At 69.6% G+C, this 26408-nt stretch carries 29 protein-coding genes, 2 tRNA genes and 1 other RNA gene; 16 read left to right on the top strand and 16 right to left on the bottom strand.

The features are described from left to right. Positions 1-102 precede the first annotated feature (102 nt). Entirely contained in the window at positions 103-576 is a 474-nt protein-coding gene (smpB, locus tag KD1_RS05275) for an SsrA-binding protein SmpB (RefSeq protein ID WP_068398571.1), read from the top strand. 81 nt (positions 577-657) lie between these two features. Here the strand turns inward: smpB and KD1_RS16155 are convergent, their stop codons facing one another. The 3 genes from KD1_RS16155 to KD1_RS05265 form a co-directional block, all read right to left on the bottom strand. Beyond that, positions 658-828, bottom strand: a complete 171-nt coding sequence (locus KD1_RS16155; protein WP_083542123.1) for a CsbD family protein — start codon at positions 826-828, stop codon at positions 658-660. A gap of 134 nt (positions 829-962) precedes the next feature. Beyond that, positions 963-4340, bottom strand: coding sequence for a pyruvate carboxylase (locus KD1_RS05270; protein ID WP_068398568.1), 3378 nt, complete (start codon positions 4338-4340; stop codon positions 963-965). A 120-nt stretch (positions 4341-4460) separates the two neighbouring features. Beyond that, positions 4461-5483 (bottom strand): NADP-dependent oxidoreductase, encoded by a 1023-nt coding sequence (locus KD1_RS05265; protein WP_068398525.1) that lies wholly within the window; start codon positions 5481-5483, stop codon positions 4461-4463. Positions 5484-5632: 149 nt separating this feature from the next. Between KD1_RS05265 and ssrA the strand changes: the two genes are divergently transcribed. Beyond that, positions 5633-5998, top strand: a transfer-messenger RNA (tmRNA) gene (gene ssrA, locus KD1_RS05260). A 161-nt stretch (positions 5999-6159) separates the two neighbouring features. Here the strand turns inward: ssrA and KD1_RS17570 are convergent. Beyond that, positions 6160-6786, bottom strand: coding sequence for a hypothetical protein (locus tag KD1_RS17570; protein ID WP_306307010.1), 627 nt, complete (start codon positions 6784-6786; stop codon positions 6160-6162). Positions 6787-6804: 18 nt separating this feature from the next. Here KD1_RS17570 and KD1_RS05255 point away from each other — a divergent pair, with 18 nt between their 5' ends. From KD1_RS05255 to KD1_RS05235, 5 genes are read left to right on the top strand one after another with little or no spacing between them, the layout of a single operon-like run. Further along, positions 6805-8247, top strand: coding sequence for a DEAD/DEAH box helicase (locus KD1_RS05255; protein WP_306307009.1), 1443 nt, complete (start codon positions 6805-6807; stop codon positions 8245-8247). A 4-nt stretch (positions 8248-8251) separates the two neighbouring features. Further along, positions 8252-8839, top strand: a complete 588-nt coding sequence (locus KD1_RS05250) for a YqgE/AlgH family protein (protein ID WP_068398514.1) — start codon at positions 8252-8254, stop codon at positions 8837-8839. Between the two features lie 41 nt (positions 8840-8880). Continuing rightward, on the top strand, positions 8881-9201 hold the full coding sequence (locus KD1_RS05245) for a DUF3039 domain-containing protein (RefSeq protein ID WP_083542121.1): 321 nt from the start codon (positions 8881-8883) through the stop codon (positions 9199-9201). Positions 9202-9244: 43 nt separating this feature from the next. Further along, entirely contained in the window at positions 9245-11008 is a 1764-nt protein-coding gene (locus tag KD1_RS05240; protein ID WP_068398513.1) for a DEAD/DEAH box helicase, read from the top strand. Between the two features lie 34 nt (positions 11009-11042). Beyond that, positions 11043-12023 carry an RDD family protein gene (locus KD1_RS05235; RefSeq protein ID WP_068398510.1) on the top strand — a complete coding sequence of 327 codons (981 nt, stop codon included), beginning with the start codon at positions 11043-11045 and terminating at the stop codon, positions 12021-12023. Between the two features lie 60 nt (positions 12024-12083). Here the strand turns inward: KD1_RS05235 and KD1_RS05230 are convergent, their stop codons facing one another. Genes KD1_RS05230 through KD1_RS05220 form a run of 3 tightly spaced genes read right to left on the bottom strand, consistent with a single transcriptional unit; the run spans position 12084 to position 15360 of the window. After that, complete coding sequence (locus KD1_RS05230; protein WP_157073186.1) at positions 12084-12968, bottom strand: hypothetical protein; 885 nt, start codon at positions 12966-12968, stop codon at positions 12084-12086. Positions 12969-12996: 28 nt separating this feature from the next. Continuing rightward, positions 12997-14025: a TIGR03560 family F420-dependent LLM class oxidoreductase gene (locus tag KD1_RS05225; protein WP_068398507.1), complete on the bottom strand. Its 1029-nt coding sequence runs from the start codon at positions 14023-14025 to the stop codon at positions 12997-12999. A gap of 30 nt (positions 14026-14055) precedes the next feature. Continuing rightward, positions 14056-15360, bottom strand: coding sequence for a nicotinate phosphoribosyltransferase (locus tag KD1_RS05220; RefSeq protein WP_068398504.1), 1305 nt, complete (start codon positions 15358-15360; stop codon positions 14056-14058). A gap of 42 nt (positions 15361-15402) precedes the next feature. On the opposite strand from KD1_RS05220, the gene clpS reads away from it, so the two are divergent. From clpS to KD1_RS05200, 4 genes are all read left to right on the top strand, one after another. Continuing rightward, positions 15403-15693: an ATP-dependent Clp protease adapter ClpS gene (gene clpS, locus KD1_RS05215; RefSeq protein WP_068398501.1), complete on the top strand. Its 291-nt coding sequence runs from the start codon at positions 15403-15405 to the stop codon at positions 15691-15693. Then, positions 15693-16340 carry a DUF2017 domain-containing protein gene (locus KD1_RS05210; protein WP_068398498.1) on the top strand — a complete coding sequence of 216 codons (648 nt, stop codon included), beginning with the start codon at positions 15693-15695 and terminating at the stop codon, positions 16338-16340. Before clpS ends, KD1_RS05210 begins: the two co-directional genes overlap by 1 nt. Before the next feature lie 74 nt (positions 16341-16414). After that, a complete protein-coding gene (gene murI / locus KD1_RS05205) occupies positions 16415-17248 on the top strand; it encodes a glutamate racemase (RefSeq protein ID WP_370670749.1) in 834 nt (277 codons plus the stop codon). Further along, positions 17245-18012, top strand: coding sequence for an MBL fold metallo-hydrolase (locus KD1_RS05200; protein ID WP_068398495.1), 768 nt, complete (start codon positions 17245-17247; stop codon positions 18010-18012). Before murI ends, KD1_RS05200 begins: the two co-directional genes overlap by 4 nt. Positions 18013-18092: 80 nt before the next feature. Here KD1_RS05200 and KD1_RS05195 read toward each other — a convergent pair whose 3' ends face one another. Continuing rightward, positions 18093-18977 carry a DUF559 domain-containing protein gene (locus KD1_RS05195; protein WP_068398492.1) on the bottom strand — a complete coding sequence of 295 codons (885 nt, stop codon included), beginning with the start codon at positions 18975-18977 and terminating at the stop codon, positions 18093-18095. Between the two features lie 91 nt (positions 18978-19068). On the opposite strand from KD1_RS05195, the gene rph reads away from it, so the two are divergent. Then, on the top strand, positions 19069-19821 hold the full coding sequence (rph, locus tag KD1_RS05190) for a ribonuclease PH (protein WP_068398489.1): 753 nt from the start codon (positions 19069-19071) through the stop codon (positions 19819-19821). Further along, positions 19818-20456 carry an RdgB/HAM1 family non-canonical purine NTP pyrophosphatase gene (gene rdgB, locus KD1_RS05185; protein WP_068398486.1) on the top strand — a complete coding sequence of 213 codons (639 nt, stop codon included), beginning with the start codon at positions 19818-19820 and terminating at the stop codon, positions 20454-20456. The genes rph and rdgB overlap by 4 nt, the downstream gene beginning before the upstream one ends. 30 nt (positions 20457-20486) lie before the next feature. Here the strand turns inward: rdgB and KD1_RS05180 are convergent. The 6 genes from KD1_RS05180 to KD1_RS05155 form a co-directional block, all read right to left on the bottom strand. Further along, positions 20487-20571: transfer RNA gene (locus KD1_RS05180), tRNA-Leu, on the bottom strand. A 75-nt stretch (positions 20572-20646) separates the two neighbouring features. Next, a complete protein-coding gene (locus tag KD1_RS05175) occupies positions 20647-21066 on the bottom strand; it encodes an SRPBCC family protein (protein WP_068398483.1) in 420 nt (139 codons plus the stop codon). A 119-nt stretch (positions 21067-21185) separates the two neighbouring features. After that, entirely contained in the window at positions 21186-21923 is a 738-nt protein-coding gene (locus KD1_RS05170) for an energy-coupling factor ABC transporter ATP-binding protein (protein WP_068398482.1), read from the bottom strand. Then, a complete protein-coding gene (gene cbiQ, locus KD1_RS05165; RefSeq protein WP_068398480.1) occupies positions 21920-22684 on the bottom strand; it encodes a cobalt ECF transporter T component CbiQ in 765 nt (254 codons plus the stop codon). The genes KD1_RS05170 and cbiQ overlap by 4 nt, the downstream gene beginning before the upstream one ends. Before the next feature lie 3 nt (positions 22685-22687). Continuing rightward, positions 22688-23056: a PDGLE domain-containing protein gene (locus tag KD1_RS16510; RefSeq protein ID WP_157073184.1), complete on the bottom strand. Its 369-nt coding sequence runs from the start codon at positions 23054-23056 to the stop codon at positions 22688-22690. Further along, positions 23053-23748, bottom strand: coding sequence for an energy-coupling factor ABC transporter permease (locus KD1_RS05155; RefSeq protein WP_068398476.1), 696 nt, complete (start codon positions 23746-23748; stop codon positions 23053-23055). Before KD1_RS05155 ends, KD1_RS16510 begins: the two co-directional genes overlap by 4 nt. A gap of 141 nt (positions 23749-23889) precedes the next feature. Between KD1_RS05155 and bcp the strand changes: the two genes are divergently transcribed. After that, positions 23890-24360 (top strand): thioredoxin-dependent thiol peroxidase, encoded by a 471-nt coding sequence (bcp, locus tag KD1_RS05150; protein ID WP_068398473.1) that lies wholly within the window; start codon positions 23890-23892, stop codon positions 24358-24360. 22 nt (positions 24361-24382) lie between these two features. Beyond that, complete coding sequence (locus tag KD1_RS05145; protein ID WP_068398469.1) at positions 24383-24676, top strand: DUF3618 domain-containing protein; 294 nt, start codon at positions 24383-24385, stop codon at positions 24674-24676. An 89-nt stretch (positions 24677-24765) separates the two neighbouring features. Here KD1_RS05145 and KD1_RS05140 read toward each other — a convergent pair whose 3' ends face one another. After that, the gene (locus tag KD1_RS05140) at positions 24766-25179 is read right to left on the bottom strand and encodes a VOC family protein (RefSeq protein WP_068398466.1); all 414 of its coding nucleotides are present in this window, start codon (positions 25177-25179) and stop codon (positions 24766-24768) included. A gap of 69 nt (positions 25180-25248) precedes the next feature. Continuing rightward, a tRNA-His gene (locus tag KD1_RS05135) sits at positions 25249-25324 on the bottom strand. A 180-nt stretch (positions 25325-25504) separates the two neighbouring features. Between KD1_RS05135 and KD1_RS05130 the strand changes: the two genes are divergently transcribed. Continuing rightward, positions 25505-26365 carry a copper resistance CopC family protein gene (locus KD1_RS05130; protein ID WP_068398463.1) on the top strand — a complete coding sequence of 287 codons (861 nt, stop codon included), beginning with the start codon at positions 25505-25507 and terminating at the stop codon, positions 26363-26365. Positions 26366-26408: the final 43 nt, after the last annotated feature.

Below are 26408 nucleotides of genomic sequence, written 5' to 3'. Positions count from 1 at the left end.
GAACGTCAACGGGCGCAAACCCGTTCGGCCACGGCACGACGCTCCGGTAATCTAGACCGTCTGGCACGGTGCCGGCATGACGACGACGAGAGGGTGAACCGGGTGGCGAAGGCGAAGGATGACCCGCGCAACAAGGTCATCGCCTCCAACCGCAAGGCGCGGCACGACTACCACATCGAGGACACCTTCGAGGCCGGTGTCGCCTTGATGGGCACCGAGGTCAAGTCCCTGCGCGAGGGGCGCGCCTCGCTGGTCGACGGTTTCTGCGTGTTCTACGGCGATGAGCTGTACCTCGAGGGCGTGCACATCCCCGAGTACGTGCAGGGCACCTGGACCAACCACACCCCGCGCCGACGCCGCAAACTGTTGTTGCACCGCGCCGAACTGGACAAGTTGGCCGCCAAGACCAAGGAGTCGGGCCGCACGATCGTGCCGCTCAAGCTGTACTTCAAGGAGGGGCGGGTCAAGGTCGAGATCGCCTTGGCCACCGGTAAGAAGATGTACGACAAACGCCATGCCCTGCGCGAACGTCAGGACCAGCGAGAAGCGGAGCGCGCGATCTTCCGCCGCCGCTGACGGGTGTCGATCCCGGCCGTAGATGCGGTCAGGCCCGGTCGTCGGGGGTGACGACCGGGCCTGTGACCGTGGTGGAGAGCGTCAGCTCAACTTGTCCTTGATGTTCTCGACGGTCTCGCCGAGCTTGCCCTTGGCCTCCTGCACGTGGCCCTCGGCCTGGAGCTGGTTGTCGTCGGTCGCTTCGCCGATCTTCTGCTTGGCCTCGCCGACGGCCTGGTCCTTGGCGTCCTCGAACTTGTCCGAAATACCCATGTGGCCCTCCTGGGGTTGATCGATGTGTCGGTCAGTTGCGCACCCACCATAAGCACATCGGATCGCCGTGGTGAGGGTCTGGCGGTCGACCAATCCGGATCGGCCGGTCGCCCCGGCCGCGGCGAGCGACCCGCTCAGGCGATGACGACGAGCAGGTCACCGCCCTCGACGGCCTGTGGTGAGCCGATCGCCAACCGCTGCACCGTACCGGCCACCGGCGTGGTGATGTTGGCCTCCATCTTCATCGCCTCGATGGTCGCCACCACCGCGCCGGCCTCGACCTGCTGGCCCTGGTCGACCTTGAGGCTGACGACCCCGGCGAACGGCGCGGGCACCTGCCCCTTGTCGCCCGGGTCGGCCCGTTCGGCGACGTGGACGTCGACCGTGACCGACTCATCGCGCACCTGCACCGGGCGCATCTGGCCGTTGACGGTGCACATCACCGTCCGCATGCCACGCTCGTCCGGTGCGCTGATCGACTCGAGCGTCAGGAAGAGCTTCTTGCCCTTCTCCAAGTCGACCTCATGTTCGACGCCGAGGTCCATGCCGTGCAGAAACTCGCGGGTCCCGAGCACCGACAGGTCCGAGTACGCCGCCCGTGACTCCAGGAAGTCCCGGGTCGGGCCGGGGAACAGCAGCCGGTTGAGCGTGCCCCGCGGCTCGACGGCCAGCGACTGCGCATCCTCGTCGGCGAGCGTGACCTGCGGCGGGGTGACCTCGCGTCCCGCGAGGGCCTTGGTCCGGAACGGCTCGGGCCAGCCACCGGGTGGGTCGCCAAGGTCACCGGCGAGGAAGCCGATCACCGATCCGGGAATGTCGTAGGCCGTGGGGTTGGCCTCGAAGTCCTTCGGATCCGCGTTGGCGCCGACAAGGGCCAGGGCGAGGTCACCGACGACCTTCGAACTGGGCGTGACCTTGACGATGTTGCCGAGGATGTCGTTGGCCGCGGCGTACATGTCCTCGATCGCCTCGAAACGCTCGCCGAGCCCCAGGGCGATGGCCTGCTGGCGCAGGTTCGACAGCTGACCACCGGGGATCTCGTGGGTGTACACGCGCCCGGTCGGGGCCCTGAGACCCGACTCGAAGGGGAAGTACATCTCGCGCGCCGACTCCCAGTACGGCTCGAGGTCGCAGACTGCGGCGAGGTCGAGCCCGGTCTCGCGGGCGGTGCCCTGCGTTGCGGCCACCAAGGCGGCCATGGAGACCTGCGAGGTGCCGCCGGCCATCGGCCCCGACGCGACGTCGACGGCGTCGACGCCGGCGTTGATCGCGGCGATGAGCGTGGCCAACTGGCCGCCGGCGGTGTCGTGCGTGTGCAGGTGCACCGGCAGGTCGAATCGTTCGCGGAGCGCCGTGACGAGCGTTGTCGCGGCCGGCACCCTCAGCAGCCCGGCCATGTCCTTGATCGCCAGCACGTGCGCGCCGGACTGCACGATCTGCTCGGCCAGGCGGAGGTAGTAGTCGAGGGTGTAGAGCCTCTCGCCCGGGTCGGTGAGGTCGGAGGTGTAGCACAGGGCCACCTCCGCGACGGCGGTGCCGGTGTCGCGCACCGCCTCGATGGCCGGGCGCATCTGGTCGACGTCGTTGAGCGCGTCGAAGATCCGGAACACGTCGACTCCGGTGCGCGCCGCCTCGTGGACGAACGCGTCGGTGACGGCGGTCGGGTAGGCGGTGTAGCCCACCGTGTTGCGCCCGCGCAGCAGCATCTGCAACGGCAGGTTCGGCATGGCCTCGCGCAGCGCGGCCAGCCGCTCCCACGGGTCCTCCGAGAGGAAGCGCAGGGCCACGTCGTACGTCGCTCCGCCCCAGCATTCGACCGAGAGCAGTTGTGGGGTGCGGCGAGCCACATGCGGAGCGACGTGCAGCAGGTCACGGGTGCGCACGCGGGTGGCGAGGAGTGACTGGTGCGCGTCTCGGAACGTCGTCTCGGTGACTCCGACGTGGGTCTGCTCGCGCAGCGCCTGAGCCCACTTCTGCGGGCCTTCGCGCAGCAGCAGGTCGCGCGAGCCCGGGGGCACCGGGGTCGAGGTGTCCAGCGCCGGCAGTTTGGTGCGCGGCGCGAATCGGCCGCGGCTGGGGCCGTGCGGCTGGTTGACCGTCATGTGCGCGAGGTAGGAGATCACCTTGGTGGCCCGGTCGGCCGGCACGCGGGCGGTCATCAGCGAGGGGTGCTGCTCGATGAACGCCGTGTTCAGCCGCCCGGCGAGGAAGTCCGGCTCGTCGAGCAACGCCTGCAGGAACGGCATGTTCGTCGCGACGCCACGGATCCGGAACTCCGCCAACGCGCGCCGCGCCCGGCGCACGGCCGAGGGGAAGTCGGCGCCGCGGCAGGTCAGCTTGACGAGCATCGAGTCGAAATGGGCGCCGATCTGCGCGCCGACGAAGATCGTGCCGCCATCCAGACGCACGCCCGCGCCACCGGCGGAGCGGTAGGCGGTGATCTCACCGGTGTCGGGGCGGAACCCGTTCGTCGGGTCCTCGGTGGTGATGCGGCACTGCAGCGCCGCACCGCGCAGGGTGATGTTCTCCTGCACCAGCCCGAGGTCGTTCAGGCTCTCGCCGGCGGCGATCCGCATCTGGGCCTGGACGAGGTCGACGTCGGTGACCTCCTCGGTCACCGTGTGCTCGACCTGGATGCGCGGGTTCATCTCGATGAAGACGTAGCGCCCGTTCGGGGCGAGGAGGAACTCGACCGTGCCGGCGTTGACGTACCCGATGTGCTTCGCGAAGGCGACGGCGTGGGCGCAGATCTGGTCACGCAGCTGCGGGTCGAGATTCGGGGCCGGGGCGATCTCGACGACCTTCTGGTGGCGGCGCTGCACGGAACAGTCGCGCTCGAAGAGGTGCACGACATTGCCGTGGCCGTCGGCGAGGATCTGGACCTCGATGTGCCGCGGCTCGACGACGGCCTCCTCGAGGAAGACGGTCGCATCGCCGAACGCCGACTCCGCCTCGCGCATCGCCGCCGTGATGGCCTCACGCAGGTCCTCGCGACGCTCGACCCGACGCATCCCTCGGCCACCACCGCCCGCGACGGCCTTGACGAAAACCGGGAAGCCGATCTCCTCGGCCTCGCCGATCAGGGCCTCGACGTCGGTGGTCGGCTCGGCGGAGCGCAGTGTGGGCAGGCCCGCCGCACGGGCGGCGGCGATGGCGTGGGCCTTGTTCCCGGTGAGGTGGAGCACGTCCGACGAGGGGCCGATGAACGTGACTCCGGCTCGGTCGCAGGCCTCGGCAAGGTCGGGGTTCTCGGAGAGGAAGCCGTACCCCGGGTAGATCGCGTCGGCGCGGGACTCGACGGCGACCGCGACAATGCCCTCGGGGTCGAGGTAGGCCCGCACGGGGTGGCCGGGCTCGCCGATCTCGTAGGCCTCATCGGCCTTGACCCGGTGCTCGGAGCGCCGATCCTCGGCGGGGAACACAGCGACGGTGTGGGCCCCTAGCTCGGTGGCCGCGCGGAACGCGCGGACGGCGATCTCGCCGCGGTTGGCAACAAGGATCTTCTGGAACATCATGACTCCCGACGGTGGGTGGAGGTCTGCCTGCCGCCGCCCCAGCCGGTGGGCCAGTGCGGTTTTCCGCGAACCCTAGGGTGGTCGGCGCGGCGTGGGAACCCACCGACCACCCATCGGTCACAACGTGACGATCATCTTCCCGACGTTGCCGCCGCCCATGAGCTCACGGAAGGCAGCGATCCCCTGCTCGATCCCGGCCACCGACGTCTCACGCGCGACGATGCTCCCGTCACGCAACCAGCCCCCGACCTCCTGCTCGAACTGCCCGCGCAGGGACTCGTCGTCGCCGACGATGAAGCCGCGCAGCGTCAGGCGCTTGGTCGTGATCATGAACAGGTTGCCCGGCCCGGGCGTCGGGGCCGTGGCGTTGTAGCCGGAGATGCTGCCGCACAGGGCGGCGCGACCGAAGTCGTTCATTGCGTGGATGGCCGCTTCGAGATGGTCGCCGCCGACGTTGTCGAAGTACACGTCGATGCCGTCGGGAGCGGCTTCGCGCAATCCCTTGCGGATCGGCTGCGCCCGGTAGTCGACGGCCGCGTCGAAGCCGAGCTCGTCGGTCAGCCACGCGCACTTCTCCGGGTCGCCGGCCGAGCCGATGACCCGTTTCGCGCCCTTGAGCCGGGCAATCTGACCCACGAGAGAGCCGACCGCCCCGGCCGCCGCCGAGACGAACACCGTGTCGCCGGGAGCGAACTCGGCGACCTGCAGCAGGCCACGGTAGGCGGTGTAGCCGGGCATGCCGAGCACCCCGAGGTAGGCGCTGGCCGGCGCGAGGTCGGTGTCGATGACGCGTACCCACGTGCTCGACAGCTGCACCGTCGTGCGCCAGCCGAACCCGTGAAGCACGGTGTCCCCGACGTGGACCTCGCGGCCGGCGGAGTCGGTCACCGCGTCGGAGATCTCCTCGACGATGCCGACGGCGCCGCCATGCATGGGTGCGTTGAGCTCGTAGGGTGTGGCGTACGACTTCGCATCGTTCATCCGACCGCGCATGTAGGGGTCGACGGAGAAGGCCGTGTTGCGCACCCGGACCTGCCCGGCGGCCAGCGGCGGCAGCGGCGTCTCGACCAGGGCGAAGTCGTCATCGGTCGGTTCGCCGTGGGGCCGGCGGACCAGGTGCCATTCCAGTGAAGTCGTCATGGACCCACCCCACCACAGCGCGTCGCCCACGGGGAGAGGTGGCGGGAATGACTTTGCGTGGGAGTGCGTTGGCTGAGATACTGATTCTTCTCGGTGCGACACTCCTCGTGCCGGGTGACAACTCAACAGTGTGACGTGTGCCCCACCTTGGGGGTGATCGGTTTCGACATTGGTCGGTCCTCCAGGGGAAGCGGGTCGAGGATGCAGAGTTATCTCGTAAACGCTCTCTGCAAACCAATAGGTGCCAATTCCAAGCGCACCGACTTCGCCCTCGCCGCCTGAGCGAGCCCGAAGTCCGTTGGCCTGAGCCTGATCTCGTCTCAGTAACCAGCGTCAGCTAGAGATCTTGCTGCGTCGTCATGTCGAGGGACGGCGCGGGACTCCTACTCGACTGGGCTTGTCGGGGAACGTGTGCGTGCGAGCCCCGGAGCCGAGAAAATCCATAGCGCACTGCGCCCGGAGAAGCCCTGTTCGGCTGTCAGTGGACGCGGGTTCAATTCCCGCCACCTCCACCAGCGCACACGTCGCACATGTTGATCGGGGCGGCCCATGACCTGGGCCGCCCCGAAACCATGCCGGATCGACGACCGTCGTCCCGGCCCGCTGGCGCTCTGCGCGCCTGAGGCTCGTCTGAACAGGTCACGCGCGGCGTGGCTCGAGACGATCCTGACTCGAGTCACGAAAGCAGTGATGAGGCATGCCCAAACAATCGAGCAACCCCAACAAGAAGGCCCGTTGGTCGACCGCGAAAAAGGCGGAGCGCCGTAAGCCCACCGGTGGGCCGGGCGCGAACCAGCCCTTCCGCCAGGCCCGCGAGGAGCGCCGTGGCCACGGTGAGGTGGAGCCTCGCCGTCCGCGTCGGTTCGAGGAGCGCGGTGAGCGGCCACGCCGGTTCGACGACGAGCGTCCGCGTCGGTTCGAGGACCGGGACGACCGGCCTCGCCGCACCTTCGGCGAGCGTGACGACCGTCCCCGTCGTTTCGAGAACCGCGACGACCGGCCCAAGCGTGTGGACCGCCAGGGGCGTCCGACCCAGGCCAACCGCTGGGACCGCGATGACCGTCCGCGTCGCACCTTCGGTGACCGCGATGACCGTCCGCGTCGCACCTTCGGTGACCGCGATGACCGTCCCCGTCGTTTCGAGGATCGGGATGACCGTCCGCGTCGTAACTTCGGTGACCGCGATGACCGTCCCCGTCGTTTCGAGGATCGGGATGACCGTCCGCGTCGCACCTTCGGTGACCGTGACGACCGACAGCGCCGCCGCTTCGACGACCGCGCACCGGCACGCCACGACGAGCACGATGCCGAGTCCGAGCGGATGGAGGCGGACACCTGGACCAAGGCGACCCGCACCTCCGCCACCGGCCCGGTCGAGGTCAGCGAGGACAACGGCTTCGCCGCCCTCGGCCTGCCGCCCAAGCTCGTCGAGCGACTGGCCCGCGACGGCATCACCAGCCCCTTCCCGATCCAGGCTGCGACCGTCCCCGACGCGCTGAACGGCAAGGACGTCCTGGGCCGCGGCCAGACCGGCTCGGGCAAGACCCTCGCCTTCGGCCTGCCGCTGCTGACCCGCCTCGACGACGGGCAGCGCGCCCATCGGCATCGCCCGCGTGCCCTCATCCTGAGCCCGACCCGCGAACTGGCCATGCAGATCTCCGATGCGCTCGAGCCGCTCGTGCACGTGCTCGGGCTGCGACACCGCCTCGTGGCCGGCGGTCTGAGCTACACCAACCAGATCAACGCCCTCGAGCGTGGCGTCGAGGTGCTCATCGCCACGCCGGGGCGCCTTCAGGATCTGCGTGAACGCGGTGTCGTCGAACTCGACGAGGTCGAGGTCGTCGTCCTGGACGAGGCCGACCACATGGCCGACATGGGCTTCCTGCCGACCGTGACCGACATCCTTGACGCGATCCCCGAGACGGCCCAGAAGCTCCTCTTCTCCGCCACCCTCGACAGCGGCATCGACGAGCTCGTCACGCGCTACCTCGTCGACCCGGTGGTCCACTCGACCGACGACGCCACCGCATCCGTGGAGACGATGGAGCACCACATCCTGCTCATCGACCCGCAGGACAAGAAGGTCATCACCGCCCACGTCGCCAACCGGTCCGGCCGCACCGTCGTCTTCTGCCGCACCAAGCTCGGCGCCGACCGGGTCGCGCGGCAGTTGCGCGAGGAAGGCGTCATGGCCGCGGCCCTGCACGGCGGACTGACCCAGGGGGCGCGCAACCGCGTGCTGGGCGCCTTCCGCGACGGCACCCTGCCGGTGCTCGTCGCCACGGATGTCGCCGCGCGCGGCATCCACGTCGACGATGTCTCCGTCGTGCTGCAGGCGGACCCGCCGGCCGACCACAAGGATTACCTGCACCGCGCGGGTCGTACGGCGCGCGCCGGTGAGGAGGGCGCGGTGTTCACCCTCGCCCTGCCGCACCAGAAGCGCCAGATGCAGCGCATCGCGCGCGAGGCCGGCGTGGAGGTCGAGCCCGTCAAGGTTGCCCCCGGCGACCCGGTGCTCGAGGCGGCCGGTGCCACCCCGACCAGCGGTGAGCCCATTTCGGAGGAGTCGTTCCGCCGGTTGGTCGACCCGCCGCGCCGCGGTGGTCGGCCCGGCGCAGGCCGCGGCGGTTACGGCCGTGGTGGCCAGGGACGTGAGGGCGCTCGACGCGAGGGTGGTCGTGGCGGTTACCGCGACGGCGGGCACCGAGAGTCGGGCTCGCGCGACGGTGGATACCGCCCACGGCGCTCCTTCGGGGCAGAATGATCGTATGAGCGCGTCGTCGGCCGGTCACTCGGGGCGGGAGGAGAGCCTGTCGGGCAAGCTGCTCGTGGCCCTGCCCGACATGGTTGGCGGCGTCTTCGAACGCAGCGTCGTCTACCTGCTGCACCATGGGGAGGACGGGGCTCAAGGCGTTGTCCTCAACAAGCCGGTCGACGCCGCCATCGATGACATCCTCCCGGGCTGGCAGGACTATGCCTCCGCGCCGGCCCGGGTGTATCAGGGCGGGCCGGTCGGGTTGGACACGGCGATCGGGCTGGTCATCATCCCCGGTGACCACCATGAACGCCTGGGGCTGCAGCGGCTCAACGGGGCCGTCGGACTGGTCGACCTCGACGCGCCCCCGCCGGTCATCGCCACCGAGATCTCGGGCCTGCGCATCTTCGCCGGGTACTCCGGGTGGAGTCCGGGTCAGTTGGAGGACGAGCTCGCCAAGGGCGGGTGGGTCGTCGTCGGAGCCGAGGCCGGTGACATCACGGCGACGGAACCCGATCACCTCTGGCGAACGGTGCTCCGTCGGCAACACGGGCGCATCGGGTGGCTCTCGACGTACCCGGCCGACCCCAGCGAGAACTGAGGCCGAGGGCCCTCGGCCGGCGCGCGTCTAGACTGACGGGCATGAGCACGCAGTTTCCCGACGACCCGAACCGCACCGGCCTGGAGCCGCTGAGCGAACCGTCCACGACGACGGCCATCGGGGTCATCGAGCGCCCCGAGGTCGAGGAGCAGATCCACGAGCCCGGTGACCACGAGCGCTTCTCCCACTACGTGCGCAAGGAGAAGATCGTCGAATCGGCGGTCACCGGCGCGCCCGTGACGGCGTTGTGCGGCAAGGTCTGGGTGCCCGGGCGCACTCCGGATCGGTTCCCGGTCTGCCCGGACTGCAAGCGCATCTACGAGGAGATGCCCAAGGGCGACGACGGCGACGACGACAACTGAACGGTCGGCGAAGCTCCGCACAGGCGTTATCGTGGGAGGCCTCATGAGCATGTCTGCGGCCTCCCACCTTTCACCCGCCTTCCCCGAGCGGGCCGCGTGGGGAACCGCCCCGAAGTTGCGGGCGTGGCAGGCGGAGGCGCTCGAGAAATACCTGGCCAGCGGGGCCACCGACTTCCTCACGGTCGCGACGCCCGGGGCCGGCAAGACCACGTATGCGCTGCGGGTCGCCGCCGAACTTCTCGGAGCGGGGATCGTGCGGGCCGTCACGGTCGTCGCGCCCACCGAGCATCTCAAGACCCAGTGGGCCGACGCCGCGGGCCGCGTCGGGATCCAACTCGACCCGCGCTTCTCCAACACCGTCGGGGTGACCTCGAAGGAGTACCACGGCGTCGCCGTGACGTACGCCCAGGTCTCGGCCAACCCCGAGCTGCATCAGCGCCGCACCGAGTCCGTGCCGACGCTGGTCATCCTCGACGAGATCCACCACGGCGGTGATTCCCGGTCGTGGGGAGATGGGATCCGGCAGGCGTTCACGGCGGCGGTGCGGCGGCTCTCGCTGACCGGTACGCCGTTCCGGTCGGACACCAACCCCATCCCGTTCGTGCGCTACGAGCTCGACGAGACGGGGATCCTGCGATCGGCCAGTGACTACGAGTACGGGTACGCCGACGCGTTGCGTGACGGGGTCGTGCGGCCGGTGCTGTTCATGGCCTACGGCGGGGCGATGCGGTGGCGCACCCGGGCCGGCGACGAGATCGCGGCCGCCCTCGGCGAACCGATGACCAAGGACCTCGCGGCCCAGGCCTGGCGCACGGCGCTCGACCCGAAGGGGGAGTGGATCCCGTCGGTGCTGGCCGCCGCGGACACCCGCCTGAGCGAGGTACGCCGGCACGTCGAGGACGCCGGCGGCCTGGTCATCGCCTCGAACCAGACGCAGGCGCGCAGTTACGCGCGGATCCTGGGCGAGATCACGGGCGAGAAGCCGACGGTCGTGCTCTCCGACGACGCCGGTGCCTCCGGCCGGATCGAGGATTTCGCCGCCCGGACGTCTCGGTGGATGGTCGCCGTGCGGATGGTCTCCGAGGGCGTGGACGTACCTCGGCTGTGCGTCGGCGTGTACGCAACCTCGACCTCGACGCCGCTGTACTTTGCGCAGGCCGTCGGCCGATTCGTGCGCGCTCGGCGGCGGGGTGAGACGGCGTCGGTGTTCCTGCCGTCGGTGCCGTTCATCCTCGATCTGGCCGCATCGATGGAACTGCAGCGCGACCACGCCCTGGACCGCTCGCCGTCGGACGACCCGGCGGACATGTGGTCGCCCGAGGAGGGGCTGATCGCGCAGGCGAACCGTGAGGAAAGCGCGTCGGGGGAGCTGACCGGGTCGTTCGAGGCGCTCGAGTCCGAGGCGCACTTCGACCACGTGCTCTTCGATGCCCAATCGTTCGGTCTGCACGCCGAGGTGGGCAGCGAGGAGGAGCAGGACTACCTCGGGCTGCCCGGCCTGCTCGAGCCGGAGCAGGTCTCGACGCTGCTGCGCGAGCGGCAGGCCGAGCAGACGCGCAAGAGTTCGAGCCGGGCGAAGAAGGACGCCGAAGAGGTGCCGCAGGCGGCGCACCGCGCCCTGGCCGCCCAGCGCAAGGAGCTCAACTCGCTCGTCGCGGCATACGCGAAGAAGACCGGCCTGCCGCATGCCAACATCCACATGGACCTGCGGCGTTCGTGCGGCGGTCCGGAGGTGGCCGCGGCGTCATCGGAGCAGGTCAAGGACCGGATCGAGAAGATCCGGAAGTGGTTCGTCGGGCGCCGCTGAGATGCGTCTCAGGGCGCCATGAGAGGGTGAAATCATGGCGAACCCGCAACGGCCCGGTTGGTACGACGATCCGCAGAACCCCGAACAACTCCGCTACTTCGACGGCATCGTGTGGACCGACCACGTGAACCCGCGCACTCCACCGCGCCCGGCTCCGGCCGCGTGGCCGGGGGCCGAGGCCGGTCAGCAGCCCGGAGCGCAGCCCGGTCAACCGGGCCAGGGACAGGGACAGGGACAGGGACAGGGACAGGGACAGGGACAGCAGGGGGCGTACCCCGGCCAGCAGGGCCAGTACCCGGGTCAGCAGTACGGCCAGCAGGGCCAGCAGGGCCAGCCCGGCCAGCAGCCGTACGGCCAGCAGGGCCAGCCCGGGCAGTACACGGGCCAGCAGCCCCAGTACCCCTACGGTTACGCCCCGGCCCCTCCCGCGTGGCAGACCCGACCGGTGGGCCCGACGACCGCGGACGGCGAACAGCTCGCGTCGTGGTGGTCGCGCGTGGTTGCGGTCATCATCGACTCGCTGATCCTGGCCGTGGTGACCGGCATCCTCGCCGGCTGGGCCATGTTCCGGGCCGTCCAGCCGTTGGCCGACGAGTTCCGGATCGCCTTCGAGCAGTCGACGCCTGAGGAGATGTCGGCGCGTCTCGACGCCGTGGCCGCCAACATCTACCAGTACATCGACTGGCCGTACTACGTCCTCGGCCTGGGTATCTACTTCGTCGTCTTCCTCGCCTACAACATCTACTTCCACGGATCACGGGGGCAGACGCCGGGCAAGATGGCATTGGGGATCATGGTTCGACGCTCCGATGCCCCGGGCGCTCCCGGCTACGGCGTCGCCGCCGTCCGCGAGGGAGTCCCGTTGGGGCTCAACCTGCTCGGGTTCGTGCCCTATCTGGGCAACCTCGCGTCCCTGGCTGGGCTGGCCAACGTGCTCTGGCCCCTGTGGGACCGGCAGCGCCAGGCGTGGCACGACAAGGTCGCCAAGACCGTGGTGGTCGTCAAGCGCAAGTGACCGTCCCCGCCGAGTGATGGTTTCGGGTCGCCTCCCACGCCGGGAGGCGACCCGAAACCATCACTCAACGGGGTCAAGCGGCTCTGACGCGAGCCCGTACGCGAGCAGGTTGTCGATCAGACTCGCCGGATCGGTGCTCCCGATCGACCGGAGGAAGGCCCGCGTCGCCCAGGCACGCTGCTCACCCATTCCCGCGACACGGGCAGCCAGGTCCTCACCATCGCGGTCCGCCAGCACCGCCTCGACCGCGCCGGGCGCGCCACCGCGCACCGCCGTGTCGACCGCGAGGAGGACATTGAGCAGGCCATGCTGCTCGGACTGGCCGTCTGCGGCATCGGCCCGCGTGGACCGCACGGCGGGCTTCAACCCGCCGGTCAGGATGAACGGGACTCCGGCCGCGACGGCCTCGGCGATGAAGTGGGCCAGTTCGGCCTCGTTCGGCCAGTGCCAGATCCGGGTGACGCCGGTGTGGAATCGCGCGACGACCTCGCGTTGCAGGGCCACGCGCCCGGCGGCAATGTCGGCGAGGGCGGCATGCGGGGTTCGGGGGACCTGAAGCACGAGGGTGAGCCCGCGCAGCTCCATCGTGCTCCAGGTCGGGTTCCACCAGGCTTCGATCCGCTCCACGTGCACACCGGGGGTGTCCAGCGTGCTCGCGATCGCGTTGTGCACCAACTCGAGGTCGGCGTCGGGGCGGACGACGACCGAGATGTCGAGTTCCTCGTCGGGGCGGAGCAGATCCTTGAGGTCCGCGGTCTGCAACGCCGGGACGTACAGCGGCCCGATGAGCGTCGCCCACCGACCCGACGTCAACTCCCGGTGTGCGGCAACGGAATCGCGGAGCGGCAACGCCCGCGGTGGGTAGGCCGACGCATCGTCGATCAGTCCGGTGAACAACACCCGACGTGCTCGATCGGCAGCGGATTCCGTGGTGAAGGGGGCCATGAATCCCAGCCTAACGAGTCGGTGGAGCTCAGCGCAGACGCGCCAGTTCCGGCGCGACGTGTCGTTCGAAGAGTTCGATGCCGGAGCGATCGAACGCTGCCTCGGGGAAGTAGAGGATCGCGTACCTCAGGCCGACCTCGCCCATCCCGGTCAGGTACTCCAGCACCTGCTCCGGCGTACCGGTGACCGGTTGGCGGCGCAGGGACTCGGTCTCGCGCTCGGCCCGTTCCTCCCAGATTCCGCCGGCGATCAGGCGAGCCTTGAACGCGGCCAGTCGCTCCTCGACCTCGGCGGCATCGCGCCCGATGACGACGTTGTAATCGGCCGTTCGGGTGATGTCGTCGAAGTCGCGACCGAGGCGCTCGCAGTGACCGCGTAGGACCTCGCTCTTGTGCTCGAAGGTCGCGCGCGTGCCATCGAAGTTGGCGTAGTCGGCGTACTGCGCGACCAGTTTGAGCGTCACCTTCTCGCCGCCGCCGGCGACCCACGTGGGGATCCCGTTGCGCGGCGATCCGGGTCGCGAGGTGCCCTGCAGCGGGCGTGGCGCGCAGATCGCGTCGTCGACCTGGACGAACTCGCCGTCGAACGTGCCCGAGCGTCCGGTCGTCCACAGCGATTGCAGCACCGGCAGGGCCTCCTTCAGGTGGCGCAGCCGCGCCGGCGCGTCGGGGAACCCATAGCCGTAGGCGCGCCACTCCTTCTCGTACCAGCCGGCACCGATCCCCATCTCGAGACGACCTCCGGAGATGACGTCGACGGTGGCGGCGACCTTCGCCAGGTACGCAGGGTTGCGGTAGGCGACGCAGGTGCACATCTGACCGAGCCGCACGCGCTGCGTCGTGGCGGCCAGCGCGGCCATGAGCGCCCACGCCTCATGGGTGGCCTCGTCGGTGGGGCGCGGCACGGTGTGGAAGTGGTCGTAGACCCAGACCGACTCCCAGACCTCGCCTCGGTCGGCGTGCGCGGCAACCTCGTGCATGACCTGCCAGTGCTGCTCCGGGTCGATGCCGACCAGGTCCAGACGCCAGCCCTGCGGGACGAACAATCCGAGTCTCATGGGGCCCATGGTGGCAGGCCCCGTGGCGACTCAGGGGTGGGAATCACCGACGAACACTGTCGGAATCGCGACCTCACCGGCCGAGAGCTGGTGGGCGGAGCGCGGTAGCTCGGCGACCGACGCCTCGTGCCGAGCGCGAGCTGCGGCCAGGGTGCACAGGTCACGCCCGACGACCTCTCCGTCACGGACCAGGGGGACCAGCAACGGCCGGTCGTCACCGTCATCGCTCGGCACCTGCCCGATGCCGATGATCTCGGCCTCGGCGGTGCCGTTGGCGTTGCGGCGGCGCAGCGCGTACTTGCGCCCGCCGACGCTGGCCTTGTCCTTCGAGGCCTTGGCCACCGACACCATGGCACCGTTGCCATCCTCGCGGGCGACGAGTTTGTAGACCATGCTCGAGGTCGGTGTGCCCGAACCGGTGACGACCTTGGTACCGACGCCGTAGCCGTCGACGGGGGCTGCGGCCAGAGCGGCGATCGCATATTCGTCGAGGTCGCTGGTGACGATGATCCGGGTGTCGGTGGCGCCGAGGGAGTCAAGTTGCTCGCGCACCTCGCGGGCCTGGACCACGAGATCGCCGGAGTCGAGTCGTACGGCCCCGAGCTGGGCTCCGGCGACCGAGATGGCGGTGTTCACGCCCTCGGCCACGTCGTAGGTGTCGACGAGCAGCGTCGTGTCCGGCCCGAGCGAGGCGACCTGGGCCTCGAAGGCCGCCTGCTCGGAGTCGTGCAGCAGGGTGAACGCGTGGGCCGCGGTGCCGGCCGTGGGCACACCGTGGCGCCGGCCGGCCTCGAGGTTCGAGGTGGAGGCGAACCCGGCGATGTAGGCGGCGCGAGCCGCGGCGACGGCGGCCTCCTCATGCGCCCGGCGGGAGCCCATCTCGATGCACGGGCGGGAGCCGGCCGCGCCGGTCATCCGGCTCGCGGCGCTGGCCACCGCGCTGTCGTGGTTGAGGATCGACAGGATCACCGTCTCGAGCAGCACCCCGTGCGCGAAATCGGCCTCGACGACCATCACCGGCGAGCCGGGGAAGTAGCAGTCGCCCTCGGCGTATCCGTGGATGTCTCCGTCGAACCGGTAGCTGGCGAGAAACTCCAGCGTGCGTTCGTCGACGACCTTGGCGGAGCGCAGGAACTCGAGGTCGGCCTCCCCGAACCGGAAGTCCTCCAACGCGTCCAGGACCCGCCCGGTCCCGGCGACCACGCCGTAGCGCCGGCCGTTGCCGAGGCGGCGGGTGAAGACCTCGAAGACGCAGCGGCGGTGGGCCGCTCCGGAGGCCAGGGCAGCCTGCAGCATGGTCAGTTCGTAGTGGTCGGTCAGGAGCGCGACGGTCACACAGGCACCTTCGCACAGACTCGTGGGCCGTATGGTTGTCGGGTGTCGCTTGCCCCCACCTTGGAGGCCGTGGAGGCCCCCGACGAGACCCTCGACCCCGACGTCCCGTGGATCACGCTGGTGTGGAACGACCCGGTGAACCTCATGTCGTACGTGACGTACGTGTTCCAGACGTACTTCGGCTACGACCGCGAGAAGGCGGAGTCGCTCATGCTCGACGTGCACCACAAGGGACGTGCCGTGGTGTCGACCGGGCCACGCGAGAAGATGGAGATCGACACTGAGGCCCTGCAGGGGTACGGGCTGTGGGCGACCTTCCAGAAGGACATCTGATGGCGCGGGCGTTCCAGCGCGACGGGGATGGCGTGCGCGGCGAGCTTGACGCCGATGAGCGGGCGCTGGTGTCGGAGTTGTTGGAGCAGGTGCTCGAGTTGGTGCGGCCGGACGATGCCGGCGGCCCGACGCACGGACCGGGGGACGAGTTCTCCGCGATCGTGGCTGGTCTGGGTCCCGGCTTCGGACATCCGGTGGCCGGTGCGGAGCAGCGCTCGGAGGCCGCGGGGGAGCGGGGGTTCGGTCGAGATGCCGACGAGGAGAACCGCGATCCGGCCATCGATCGACTGTTCCCGGCCGGGCACCGCGAGGACGAGCAGGCGGCGTCGGAGTTTCGCCGGCTGACCGAGCCGGGGCTGCGGGCGCGCAAGGCCGCCAACATCGAGACGGCACTCAGCGTGCTGGCGACGGGCTCGGGGGAGTTGCGTCTCGACCACGGGCAGGCCGTGGCGTTCATGGTCGCCCTGACCGATGTGCGCCTCGTCATCGGCGAACGCCTGGGGATGCGCACCGACGAGGATGCCGAGCAGGTGCATGCCCTCGCCGACGTGCTGCCACAGACCCATCCGGCGACGTTCGCGCTCACCGTGTACGACTTCCTCACGTGGCTGCAGGAAGGCCTGGCTGAGGCCCTGTTGCCGCGGTGAACCCGGCAGGTTGTGACGGAGGCGACGTCGCGGGGTTCTCGCCCGGCGGCGTCCGCGCGCCTATCGTGACCGGGGTGGACGCGCCCATCGGGATCTTCGACTCCGGCTACGGAGGTCTGACCGTCGCGCGCGCCGTGCTCGACCAGTTGCCGCATGAGTCGATCGCCTACCTCGGGGACACTGCTCGCGCGCCGTACGGGCCGCGGCCCATTGCGCAGACCCGCGAGTTCGCACTCCAGTGCCTCGACCGGCTCTATGACCACGGGGTCAAGGTCCTCGTGATCGCCTGCAACACTGCCTCGGCCGCGGTGCTGCACGATGCGCGGGAGCGCTACGACGTGCCGGTGGTCGAGGTGATTCGGCCGGCGGTGCGGCGGGCTGCCGCGGCGACGCGCAACCACCGGATCGGGGTCATCTCGACGGTCGGTACCCACAACTCGAAGGCCTACCCGGACGCGTTCGCCGCGGCGCCGGGGATGTCGGTGGTCAGTCAACCGTGCCCGCGGTTCGTCGAGTTCGTCGAGGCCGGGATCACGTCGGGGCCGGAACTGCTGGGGACGGCACGGGAGTACCTGGCGCCGCTGCAGGAGGCGGACGTCGACACCCTCATCCTCGGGTGCACGCACTACCCGCTGCTGACCGGCGTCATCTCGTACGTCATGGGCAGCATGGTCACGCTGGTGTCCTCGGCGGAGGAGACCGCCAAGGACATCTACCGGGTGCTGGCCGATGATGCGACGCTGCGGCCCGACAGCGAGGGGCCACCGTCGCATTCCTTCACCACCACCGGCGACGCGGACGAGTTCCGGCGCCTGGCCACGCGATTCCTCGGCCCCCTCACCGGGCCGGTGTTCGGCAACATGACCTTCCGCGCGAGCGGACTGCCTGCACAGGAGACACACCGATGAGGCTGACCATCGTGGGATGTTCGGGCAGTTTTGCCGGACCCGCATCACCGGCGTCGTGCTACCTGCTGCGTGCGCCGTGGCAGGGGCGTGAGTTCAGCCTCGTGCTCGATCTCGGCAACGGCTCGTTGGGCGCGCTGCAGCGACACCTCGAGTTGGGTGAGCTGGATGCGGTGGCGCTGAGCCACCTGCACCCGGATCACTGTCTGGACGTCACCGGGCTCTACGTCACGAGGAAATATGACCCGTCCGGGGCGCAGAGCGAGAAGCTGCCGGTGTACGGCCCGGCAGGCACCGCGGAGCGGATGGCGGCGGCGTACGAGGGGATCGGACCGGAGGGGATGACCAACGAGTTCGACTTCCGGACCATCGAGGACCGGGTCAGCTTCGAAGCCGGTCCGTTCCGCGTGACGCCCCTGCTCGTGTGGCACCCGGTGGAGGCCTACGGCTTCCGGGTGGAGTGCGGTGATCGGGTCATCGCCTACAGCGGCGACACCGATGCGTGCGCCGCCCTCGCACCACTGTTTCAGGGAGCTGATCTCGTGCTGGCAGATTCGGCGTTCGTCGACGGGCGCGACGAGACCGCCGGGATCCACATGTCTGGGTCGCGGGCGGCGCAGGCAGCCGTGGACGCCGGCGGGGTCAGGCGGCTGATGCTGACGCACATCCCGGCGTGGAACGACCCCGAGGTGTGCCGCGCGCAGGCAGCAGCGGTTTGGCCGGGCGAGGTGGAGCTGGCCCAGCCCGACGCGACCTATCAGGTGTGAGCGCAGCGTATACACGAGGTGCCACAAGTTGATGGGGTTCCCTTGGCAACCGCGCCAGAGTGCGGGTCCGGGCTCGCAACTCAGAGTTGTGGTACCTGGTCTATACGCGTGACCGCGGAACTGATGGTGGCCACCACCCACTTCTGGTGCTTCATCACGTGCTCCCAACTGAAGCGCAGTACCGTCCACCCCGCCACGACCAGTTCGTTGTAGCGCCAGCAGTCGGCGACGAGTTGCTTGCGGTTCCCGTGGAACTCGAAGCTGTCGGCCTCGAGAGCCAGCCGTTGCTGGGGGAGGCCCACGTCGGGGTGCAGCACGCGCCCCGACCCGAGCCGCGCTTCTGGCTGGGCGAGGAATCCGGGGTGGGCGTTGAGCGCCATCGCCCGTAGACCTGACTCGAACGGGTTCGCGGCAAGCCCATCGGCCGCTTCCAACACCATTCGCACCCGCCCGGCACCAGCCCCGCGCAGGTGCGCACCCCGAAACTCCCCGATGGAGAGGAGACCGGAGCGTAGGGCCGAGTCGGCGACGGCCAACGCCTCTTCGAACGGGTGCCAACGAGCACAGTCGATGACCGTGCGCAGGGGCGAGGTTCGGTTCCCGTCGCGGTCATTTCCCAACGCGCTGTAGTGCACCCTGACCGCGCGCGCTGTCCCCGCCGGAAGGTTGCGCCCACGCGGAACAGTGACCTCCGGCAGTCGCGGTTCATGGAGCACCGGCCAGCCGTAGGAGAGAGCGGCGCTCAAGCCCGAGACGGTGCCGGTTAGCCCCGCAGCGGCCAACTCCGCGGTCGTCAGACCAGGCAAGGCGTACGCGCCACGGCCGACCCGGCAGAGCGTGCCGTTTTCGACCGCTTTGCGTACCTGGCGTTGGGTCACCCCAGACAGGTCGGAGTACGCAGCGGTACCGCCAAGTTGCGCGACCAGCGCAGCGACGTCGACCTCGCCGCTCGCGCTGCCCTTCACCGTTCCCGCCCCACAGCTCACACTGTGGCAAAGCTCCCCCGTACCCCGTGCTCCGTCATCCACAGGCTCGTGGCCGACTAGCCTTGCCGCCATGACTGCTCGCCACGACGGACGCGCCCCTGACCAACTGCGCGATGTGAAGATCACCCGCAACTGGCTCGACCACGCCGAGGGTTCGGTGCTCGTCGAGTTCGGCCGCACCCGCGTGCTGTGCGCCGCCTCGTTCACCGAAGGGGTGCCGCGCTGGCTCAAGGGTCAGGGCACCGGTTGGGTCACCGCCGAGTACGAGATGCTTCCGCGTTCGACCAACACCCGATCGGACCGCGAAGCGCGCAAGGGCCGCGTCGGTGGTCGCACCCACGAGATCTCCCGCCTGATCGGCCGCGCCCTGCGCGCGGTCATCGACACCCAGGCGTTGGGGGAGAACACGATCGTCCTCGACTGTGACGTCCTGCAGGCCGACGGGGGCACTCGCACGGCCGCGATCACCGGTGCTTGGGTTGCGCTTCAGGACGCCATCGACGACGCCCGCGACCGCGGCCTGATCGCGCGCGACGCGCAGCCCCTGACCGGCTCCGTGGCGGCGGTCTCCGTGGGCATCGTCGATGGCCGCCCCGTCTGCGACCTCGACTATGTCGAGGATTCGACGGCCGGCACCGACATGAACGTCGTTATGACCGGCACCGGCGAGTTCGTCGAGGTGCAGGGCACGGCCGAGGGAGTCCCGTTCGACCGGGCCGAACTGAGCACCCTCCTCGACCTGGCCGAGACCGGCTGCGCCACCCTGACCGAACTGCAGCAGGCGGCGCTCGCAGATCCCGCCCGTGAGCGGGTGCGCGGATGACCCGCCGGGTGGTGCTCGCCACGCGCAACGAGCACAAGGTCCACGAACTGCGCCAGATCCTCGCCGACGTCGTGGCCGACCTCGACCTCGAACTGGTCTCCGCCCGCGAGTACCCCGACGTGCCCGACGTCGCCGAGACCGAGGTGACGTTCGAGGGCAACGCCCGCCTCAAGGCTGTCGCGCTCGCGTACGCCACCGGTCTGCCGGCCCTCGCCGACGACTCCGGGCTCGCGATCGACGTGCTCGGCGGGTGCCCCGGGGTGTTCTCCGCCCGCTGGTCCGGCCGCCACGACGGCGCCGACCTGACCCGCCACGAGATCGACCGTCGCAATCTGCAACTGGTGCTCGACCAGATCGCCGACGTGCCCGATCGGCACCGCCGCGCCGCGTTCCAGTGCGCTGCCGTGCTGGCGCTCCCCGACGGCCGCGTGGTGGCTGCCCACGGCAGCCTCGATGGTGTCATCACACGAGAACCGGTGGGGGAGAACGGTTTCGGCTACGACCCGATCTTCCGCCCGGACGGACTCGAGGTCACCACGGCGCAACTGACCGATGAGGAGAAGAACGCCATCAGCCACCGTGGCCGGGCGTTCCGCACGCTGGCTCCACAGCTGCGCGACCTGCTGGCCCCGTAGCGCTGTTGACCACATGGCGAGGTTGACCTCTGGTGCCAGAGGCGGGACTTGAACCCGCACACCCGAAGGCACGAGAACCTAAATCTCGCGTGTCTGCCAATTCCACCACTCTGGCGAGCGACCGCCAGTGTACGCGGGCGGGGGCGGATCCCCGTTGGGCCCACCGCCCCCGCCGCGGGGGAGTCCGGTCTCAGACCTGGGTCAGGCGATGCATCGCCGCGTCCCACCGGGCGCTGAGCGCGTCGCGGTCGGCATCCTGGGGGAGGTGCTCGTGGCGCAGGGTCAGCAGCGTGCCCTCGCCCTCGGTGGTCATCTGCAGGTCGACGACGGTCGGGGGCGCGGTCTCCTCGGCATGCCACGAGACCCGGACCTGCTCCTCGGGGTGGTAGCTGCGCGTCACGCCGCACGTGCCGTCGCTGGCCTTCCACGGATCGCCCTTGCCGCCGAGCGTCGCGCCCTCGCCGAGCCACGCCTGGATGCCCTCGGGTTGGGTCAGCCGCACCCACACTTCGCTCAGCGGCCGCGGGACGTGCTGCACCACTTCGATGGCGTGCTCATCCGGCGCCGCGTTGGCGTGTGGGTCGAGCTGGGTGTCTCCTGAAATCGTCATTCGACTCTCCTTCACCTGCCGCCCTGGGCTCGGCCGCCCGAGGGCTGTAACCGGTGCCCACAAGCCCATCACCATCTGGGCCCGGATGGGGGGTTATGGAGAAAGTCGCCAGATCGATCTCAGACCCGGTGGGGATCGAAGCCGGCGGGCAGTTCCAGCCGGTGGGCGCGCATGAGGTCGTCGTCGCCCAGGATGCTCACCGTCGGGCCATCCCCGACGACGACGCCGTCCGAGAGGAGCACCGATCGCTCACAGAGTTCGAGGGCGTAGGGGAGGTCGTGGGTGACCATGAGCAACGTGACGTCCAGCGAACGCAGGATGTCGGCCAACTCCCGCCGCGAGGCCGGGTCGAGGTTGGAGCTCGGTTCGTCCAGGACGAGGATCTCCGGCTCCATCGCGAGCACGGTCGCCACGGCCACTCGCCGCTTCTGACCGAAACTGAGGTGATGCGGAGGACGGTCCGCGAACGCCGACATGCCGACGCGGGCCAGCGCCGAATCCACCACGGCGTCGAGCTCCGCTCCGCGCACACCCATGTTGGCCGGGCCGAAGGCGACGTCCTGACGCACCGTCGGCATGAACAACTGGTCGTCCGGGTCTTGGAAGACGATGCCCACCCGGCGGCGGATCTCCAGGAGATTCTCCGGAGCGACCGGCAGACCCGAGACGGTGACCGTGCCCGCCCCGGCGGTGAGGATGCCGTTGAGGTGCAGGACCAACGTCGTCTTGCCGGCACCGTTCGGGCCGAGCAGCGCGACGCGCTCGCCCCGGTGGACGTGCAGGTCGACGCCGAACAGGGCCTGGTGGCCGTCCGGATACGCGTGCGCGACGCCCTTGAGTTCGAGAACCGGGGTCATCGCAGGACCAGCGCGGTGACGGCGATGACGACCGAGACGGCCGGGGCCACCAACGCAGCGACCCACGGGCCCGTGCTGGTGGAGACGGGAGCGAGATCCGGCATGGCGCCAGAGTAGCCCCGCGAGAGCATCGCCAGATGCACCCGTTCACCGCGCTCGTAGGAGCGGATGAAGAGTGCGCCGGCCGTCGACCCGAGGACCGGCCACTGCCGCACCGAGCGGGCGCTGAACCCGCGTGACGCCCGCGCCACCTTCATCCGGATGAGCTGTCCGGTGACGACGTCCAGGTAGCGGACCATGAATGCGATGATCTCCACGAGTTGGCGGGGGAGACCGACCCGTCGCAACCCCGTGACGATGTCGGCCGCCTCCGTCGTGGCGGCGAACACCACCGACGCGCCGACACCCAGAGTGCCCTTGAGCAGGAGCGTGGCCGCGGCCAGCAGCCCGGCCTCGGACAGGGAGAACGGGCCCACCTGGACGCGTGGACCCTGCGCCACAAAGGGCATGATCAGCGCGAACACGACGAACGGCACCTCGATGAGCATCCGCCGGCCGATGTAGCCGGCCGGGATCCGGGTGGCCGCCATGACGCCGACGAGCACCACCGCGTGCAGTCCGAAGGCCCACCACTGGCCCGCCGGCGTGGCCACCACGGCAATGACGTAGACCACCAGCGCGACGAGCTTGAGGTGGGCCGGGAGACGATGGACGACCGAGTGGCCGTGGAAGTGCAGGCTGTGGCCGTGGGCTCCGCCCACAGCTCAGGCCTCCGGGTCGGTGGCGCGGGTGGCGGTCTGACGCGATCCCGAGCGACGCAGCAGCCAAACCAACCCACCCATGACGACGGCCACGACGGCCACACCGATGATCCCGGCGAGGCCACCGGAAAGGCGGGCATTCTCGACTCCGCTGACGCCGTAGTCGGCCAGGGGGCCGGTGGCCGCGGCACTGTCCTGAGCGGTCGAGTGGAAGCCGAGTTGCTCGGCGACGTACTCCAGTCCGTCCGGGTGCGACGAGGCGAAGCCGGAGATCAGCCCCGCGAGCACGATCGCGACGATGACGCCGCTGATGATCAGGGTTCGGGTCGAGATACGCCGAGTCTTCGGCTCGGTGGCGGTCTCGGTGCTCATGCGGAGATCCCTTCGGGGGAGCGGACGGTGAGGGAGCGCTGTTTGAGCAACGGCTGGGCGCCGTGCACGAGGTCGGGCCGCGTGGCGACCACGCTGGCCACGACGAGCGCGGTGATCAGACCTTCACCCACTCCGATGACGGTGTGCCATGCCAGCATCGCGCCGGTGAGGGCGGTCAGGTCGATCGGGGCCTGGCCACCGATGGCGTAGAACGCGACGAACGCCAGGGCCGCGGCCGGTACGGAGACCAGACCGGCGACGAAGGAGGCCGGGGTGAGCGACGACAGTCGCTTCGGGAGGATCGCCCGCACCCCGACGAAGACGGCCCAGGCCACCCACACGCCCACCAGGCCCATGAGCGTGATGTTGGTGCCCAGCGCGGTGATGCCGCCGTCGGCGAACAGGAGGGCCTGCACCAGCAGCACGACCGTCAGGATCAGGGTCGCCGTGTACGGGCCGACGAGGATGGCCGCGAGGGCACCGCCGAGCAGATGCCCCGAGGTGCCCAGCCCGACGGGGAAGTTGAGCATCTGGGCCGCGAAGACGAACATCGCGACGAGGCCGGCCAGTGGCGCCGTCCGGTCGTCGAGCTCGCGGCGCGAACCACGCAGGGCGATCGCCACGCCCGCGGCCGCCACCACAGCGGTACCCACAGAGGTTGGGGCGTCGAGAAAACCATCTGGAACGTGCATGTTCTGCTCTCCTGACCTGTGGACCGGGCCGCCTTCGGGATAGGTTGCTGCAAGACGCCTTCGGTCCGTTGTCCAGTGGACAACCCTCCGGAGCATATTGCTACTTGAGTGCAGTAGGAGGAAACGCAAGGTGACGAACCGATGACCGGCAGGTTGCAGCCGGGTGACGTGGCGCCCGAGTTCGCCCTCCCCGACGACGCGGGCACACCGCGCTCCCTCAGTGACCTACGGGGCCGCAAGGTGATCGTCTACTTCTACCCGGCCGCGATGACGCCGGGGTGCACCAAGCAGGCCTGCGACTTCTCCGACAACCTCGAGGATCTGCAGGGCCTGGGCTACGAGGTTGTCGGCATCTCCCCGGACAAACCGGAGAAGCTCGCCCGCTTCCGGGCCAAGGAGAACCTGACCATCACGCTCCTGTCCGACCCGGAGAAGGAGACCTTGAGCCAGTGGGGTGCCTTCGGAGAGAAGAAGCTCTACGGCAAGACGGTCACCGGCGTGATTCGATCCACCATCGTGCTCGATGAGTCCGGTGTGGTCACCCACGCGTGGTACAACGTGCGGGCGAGCGGCCACGTGGCCAAGCTCCGGCGCGATCTCGGCATCGACTGACCCCAGACCTGAGAGGACCGACATGAGCGGCACCCCATCCATCGACCAGTTGCAGGCCGAGATCGAGGCCAGTCGCACCCGATTGGCCGGCACGATCGACGAACTGTCGCAGCGGGCGACGCCGAAGGCGATCATGGATCGGCAGAAGGCCTCGGCCAAGGCCGCGTTCGTCGAGCGCGCGACCTCCACCAAGGCTCAGGTCAACGCCTTCCTGACCGACGAGCGCGGTGAGTACCGCCAGGACCGCATCATCCAACTGGCGGCCGCCGGCGTGGGTCTGCTCGTCATTGGGCTGGCGGTGCGGCGCCGGCGCTGACCGGTCCGCGGCTGCACAGCACAGAGCCCCACTGCCGAACGGTTCGGCAGTGGGGCTCTGCGCTGCCCCTCGGAGCGCGGTGGGGCCGCTCAGGCGGTCGGCGGCACCGACAGCGACCACATGACGCCGAAGCGGTCGAAGACCTGGCCGTAGTACTGACCCCACGGGGCCAGCTCGAACGGCAGGTTCATCGAGCCGCCGCCGGCGAGGAACTTCTCGATCAGCGCGCGGCCCTCCTCGACCGTGTCGACGGTGAGGAGCATCGAATAGGCGGTGTCCTTGACGGGCACCTCCTCCATGGCGTCGGCCCCGGCGATGATGCCGCCGGGGGTGTGCAGTTCGGCATGGGCGACGGCGTCAGCGGGCGGGGTGAAGGGCATGCCCTCCATCTGGGTCGTGCCGTAGGTCATCAGGTGGAGTTCTCCACCCAGGACGTCCTTGTAGTGCTCGAAGGCCTCCTTGGCGTTGCCGGGGAAGGCGATGTACGTCGCGACAGAAGTCATGCCATCCAGCAAAGGGGAGTGACCGGGGTCACGTCAAGGGGGCCCACCGCAGTGAGCCCCCTTGACCAGTGGGGTGAGTGACGGGACTTGAACCCGCGACCACCGCGACCACAACGCGGTGCTCTACCAGCTGAGCTACACCCACCATGGCGTACGAACGCGACCGGGCGAAGCCGGCCGCGTGAACGCGCGTCGTCAATAGTACAACGACTTTGGAGCGGCCGTGACCAGGGTGGCCGCAGTACGGGCCGCGGCGGGTCCCAGCCGGCGTTCAGGCCAGGTGGGGCACCATGGTGGGGTGCTGTCCCTACTGCGCTCCCGGTCCGTGTCCGCCTCGTCCATGCCGCGTCTGTGGGCTGTGCTCGGGCTGATGTCCGCCCTGTTCGTCGGCGGGGTGGTCGGTGCGCCGGCGGCCTCGGCGCACGCGCAGTTCATCGGGTCGAGCCCGAGTGACGGCGCGACCCTCTCCGCGGTGCCGCCGGAGGTCATGCTGCGGTTCAGCGAGAAGATCGGCGCGCAGTTCGTCACGGTGACCGTCGTCGGGGAGGACGGCTCGAGCGCCACATCCGGCGCGCCCGAGGTGTCCGGGGACCGGGTCATCCAGAAGATCGACTCGAACATCGAAGAGGGCACCTACCGCGTCAACTACCGCGTGATCTCCGCCGACGGGCACCCGATCAGCGGGACCCTGGGCTTCACCTACAAGGCTCCCGGCAGCACGGGCGGAGCGCGGTCCTCCTCCTCGACCTCACCGCGCTCCTCGTCGTCGACGGGCGGATCGTCGTCGACGGGCGGATCGTCGTCGACCTCGACGTCCACGACCACGACGAGCACGACGACGACCTCGACGACCTCGACCACTCCGTCCACGACGACGTCGAGCAGCACGAGCACGACGACAACCCCGTCCACGACCACCAGCACCACCACGCCCAGCACCACGACGAGCACGACGTCGCCGACCACGGCCGTCGTCGAACCGAGTTCCGGTGACTCGGGCGGCCCGAACCCGTGGCTCCTGGCCGGTCTCGGGGTGCTCGTCCTCGCGCTGATCGGCGGTGTCATCGTCGCATTGCGCAACCGTCAGGCGGACGCGGAGTTCGACTCGTCGTTCCAGGACCCCGACGGCTACGGCCAGCCCGACGAACCCGGCGACGACGGTCAGGGCGGGCGCTACCGCAACTGAGCCTCACGGCGATCCGGCCATGACGAAGGCCGGCGGACCACAT

Origin of the sequence: Kribbia dieselivorans NBRC 106261, assembly GCF_001552435.1 — a bacterium.
Taxonomy (GTDB): Bacteria; Actinomycetota; Actinomycetes; order Actinomycetales; family Dermatophilaceae; genus Kribbia; species Kribbia dieselivorans.
Note: the sequence above shows the minus strand (reverse complement) of the source record. Positions and strands in the feature narration are given on the sequence as shown.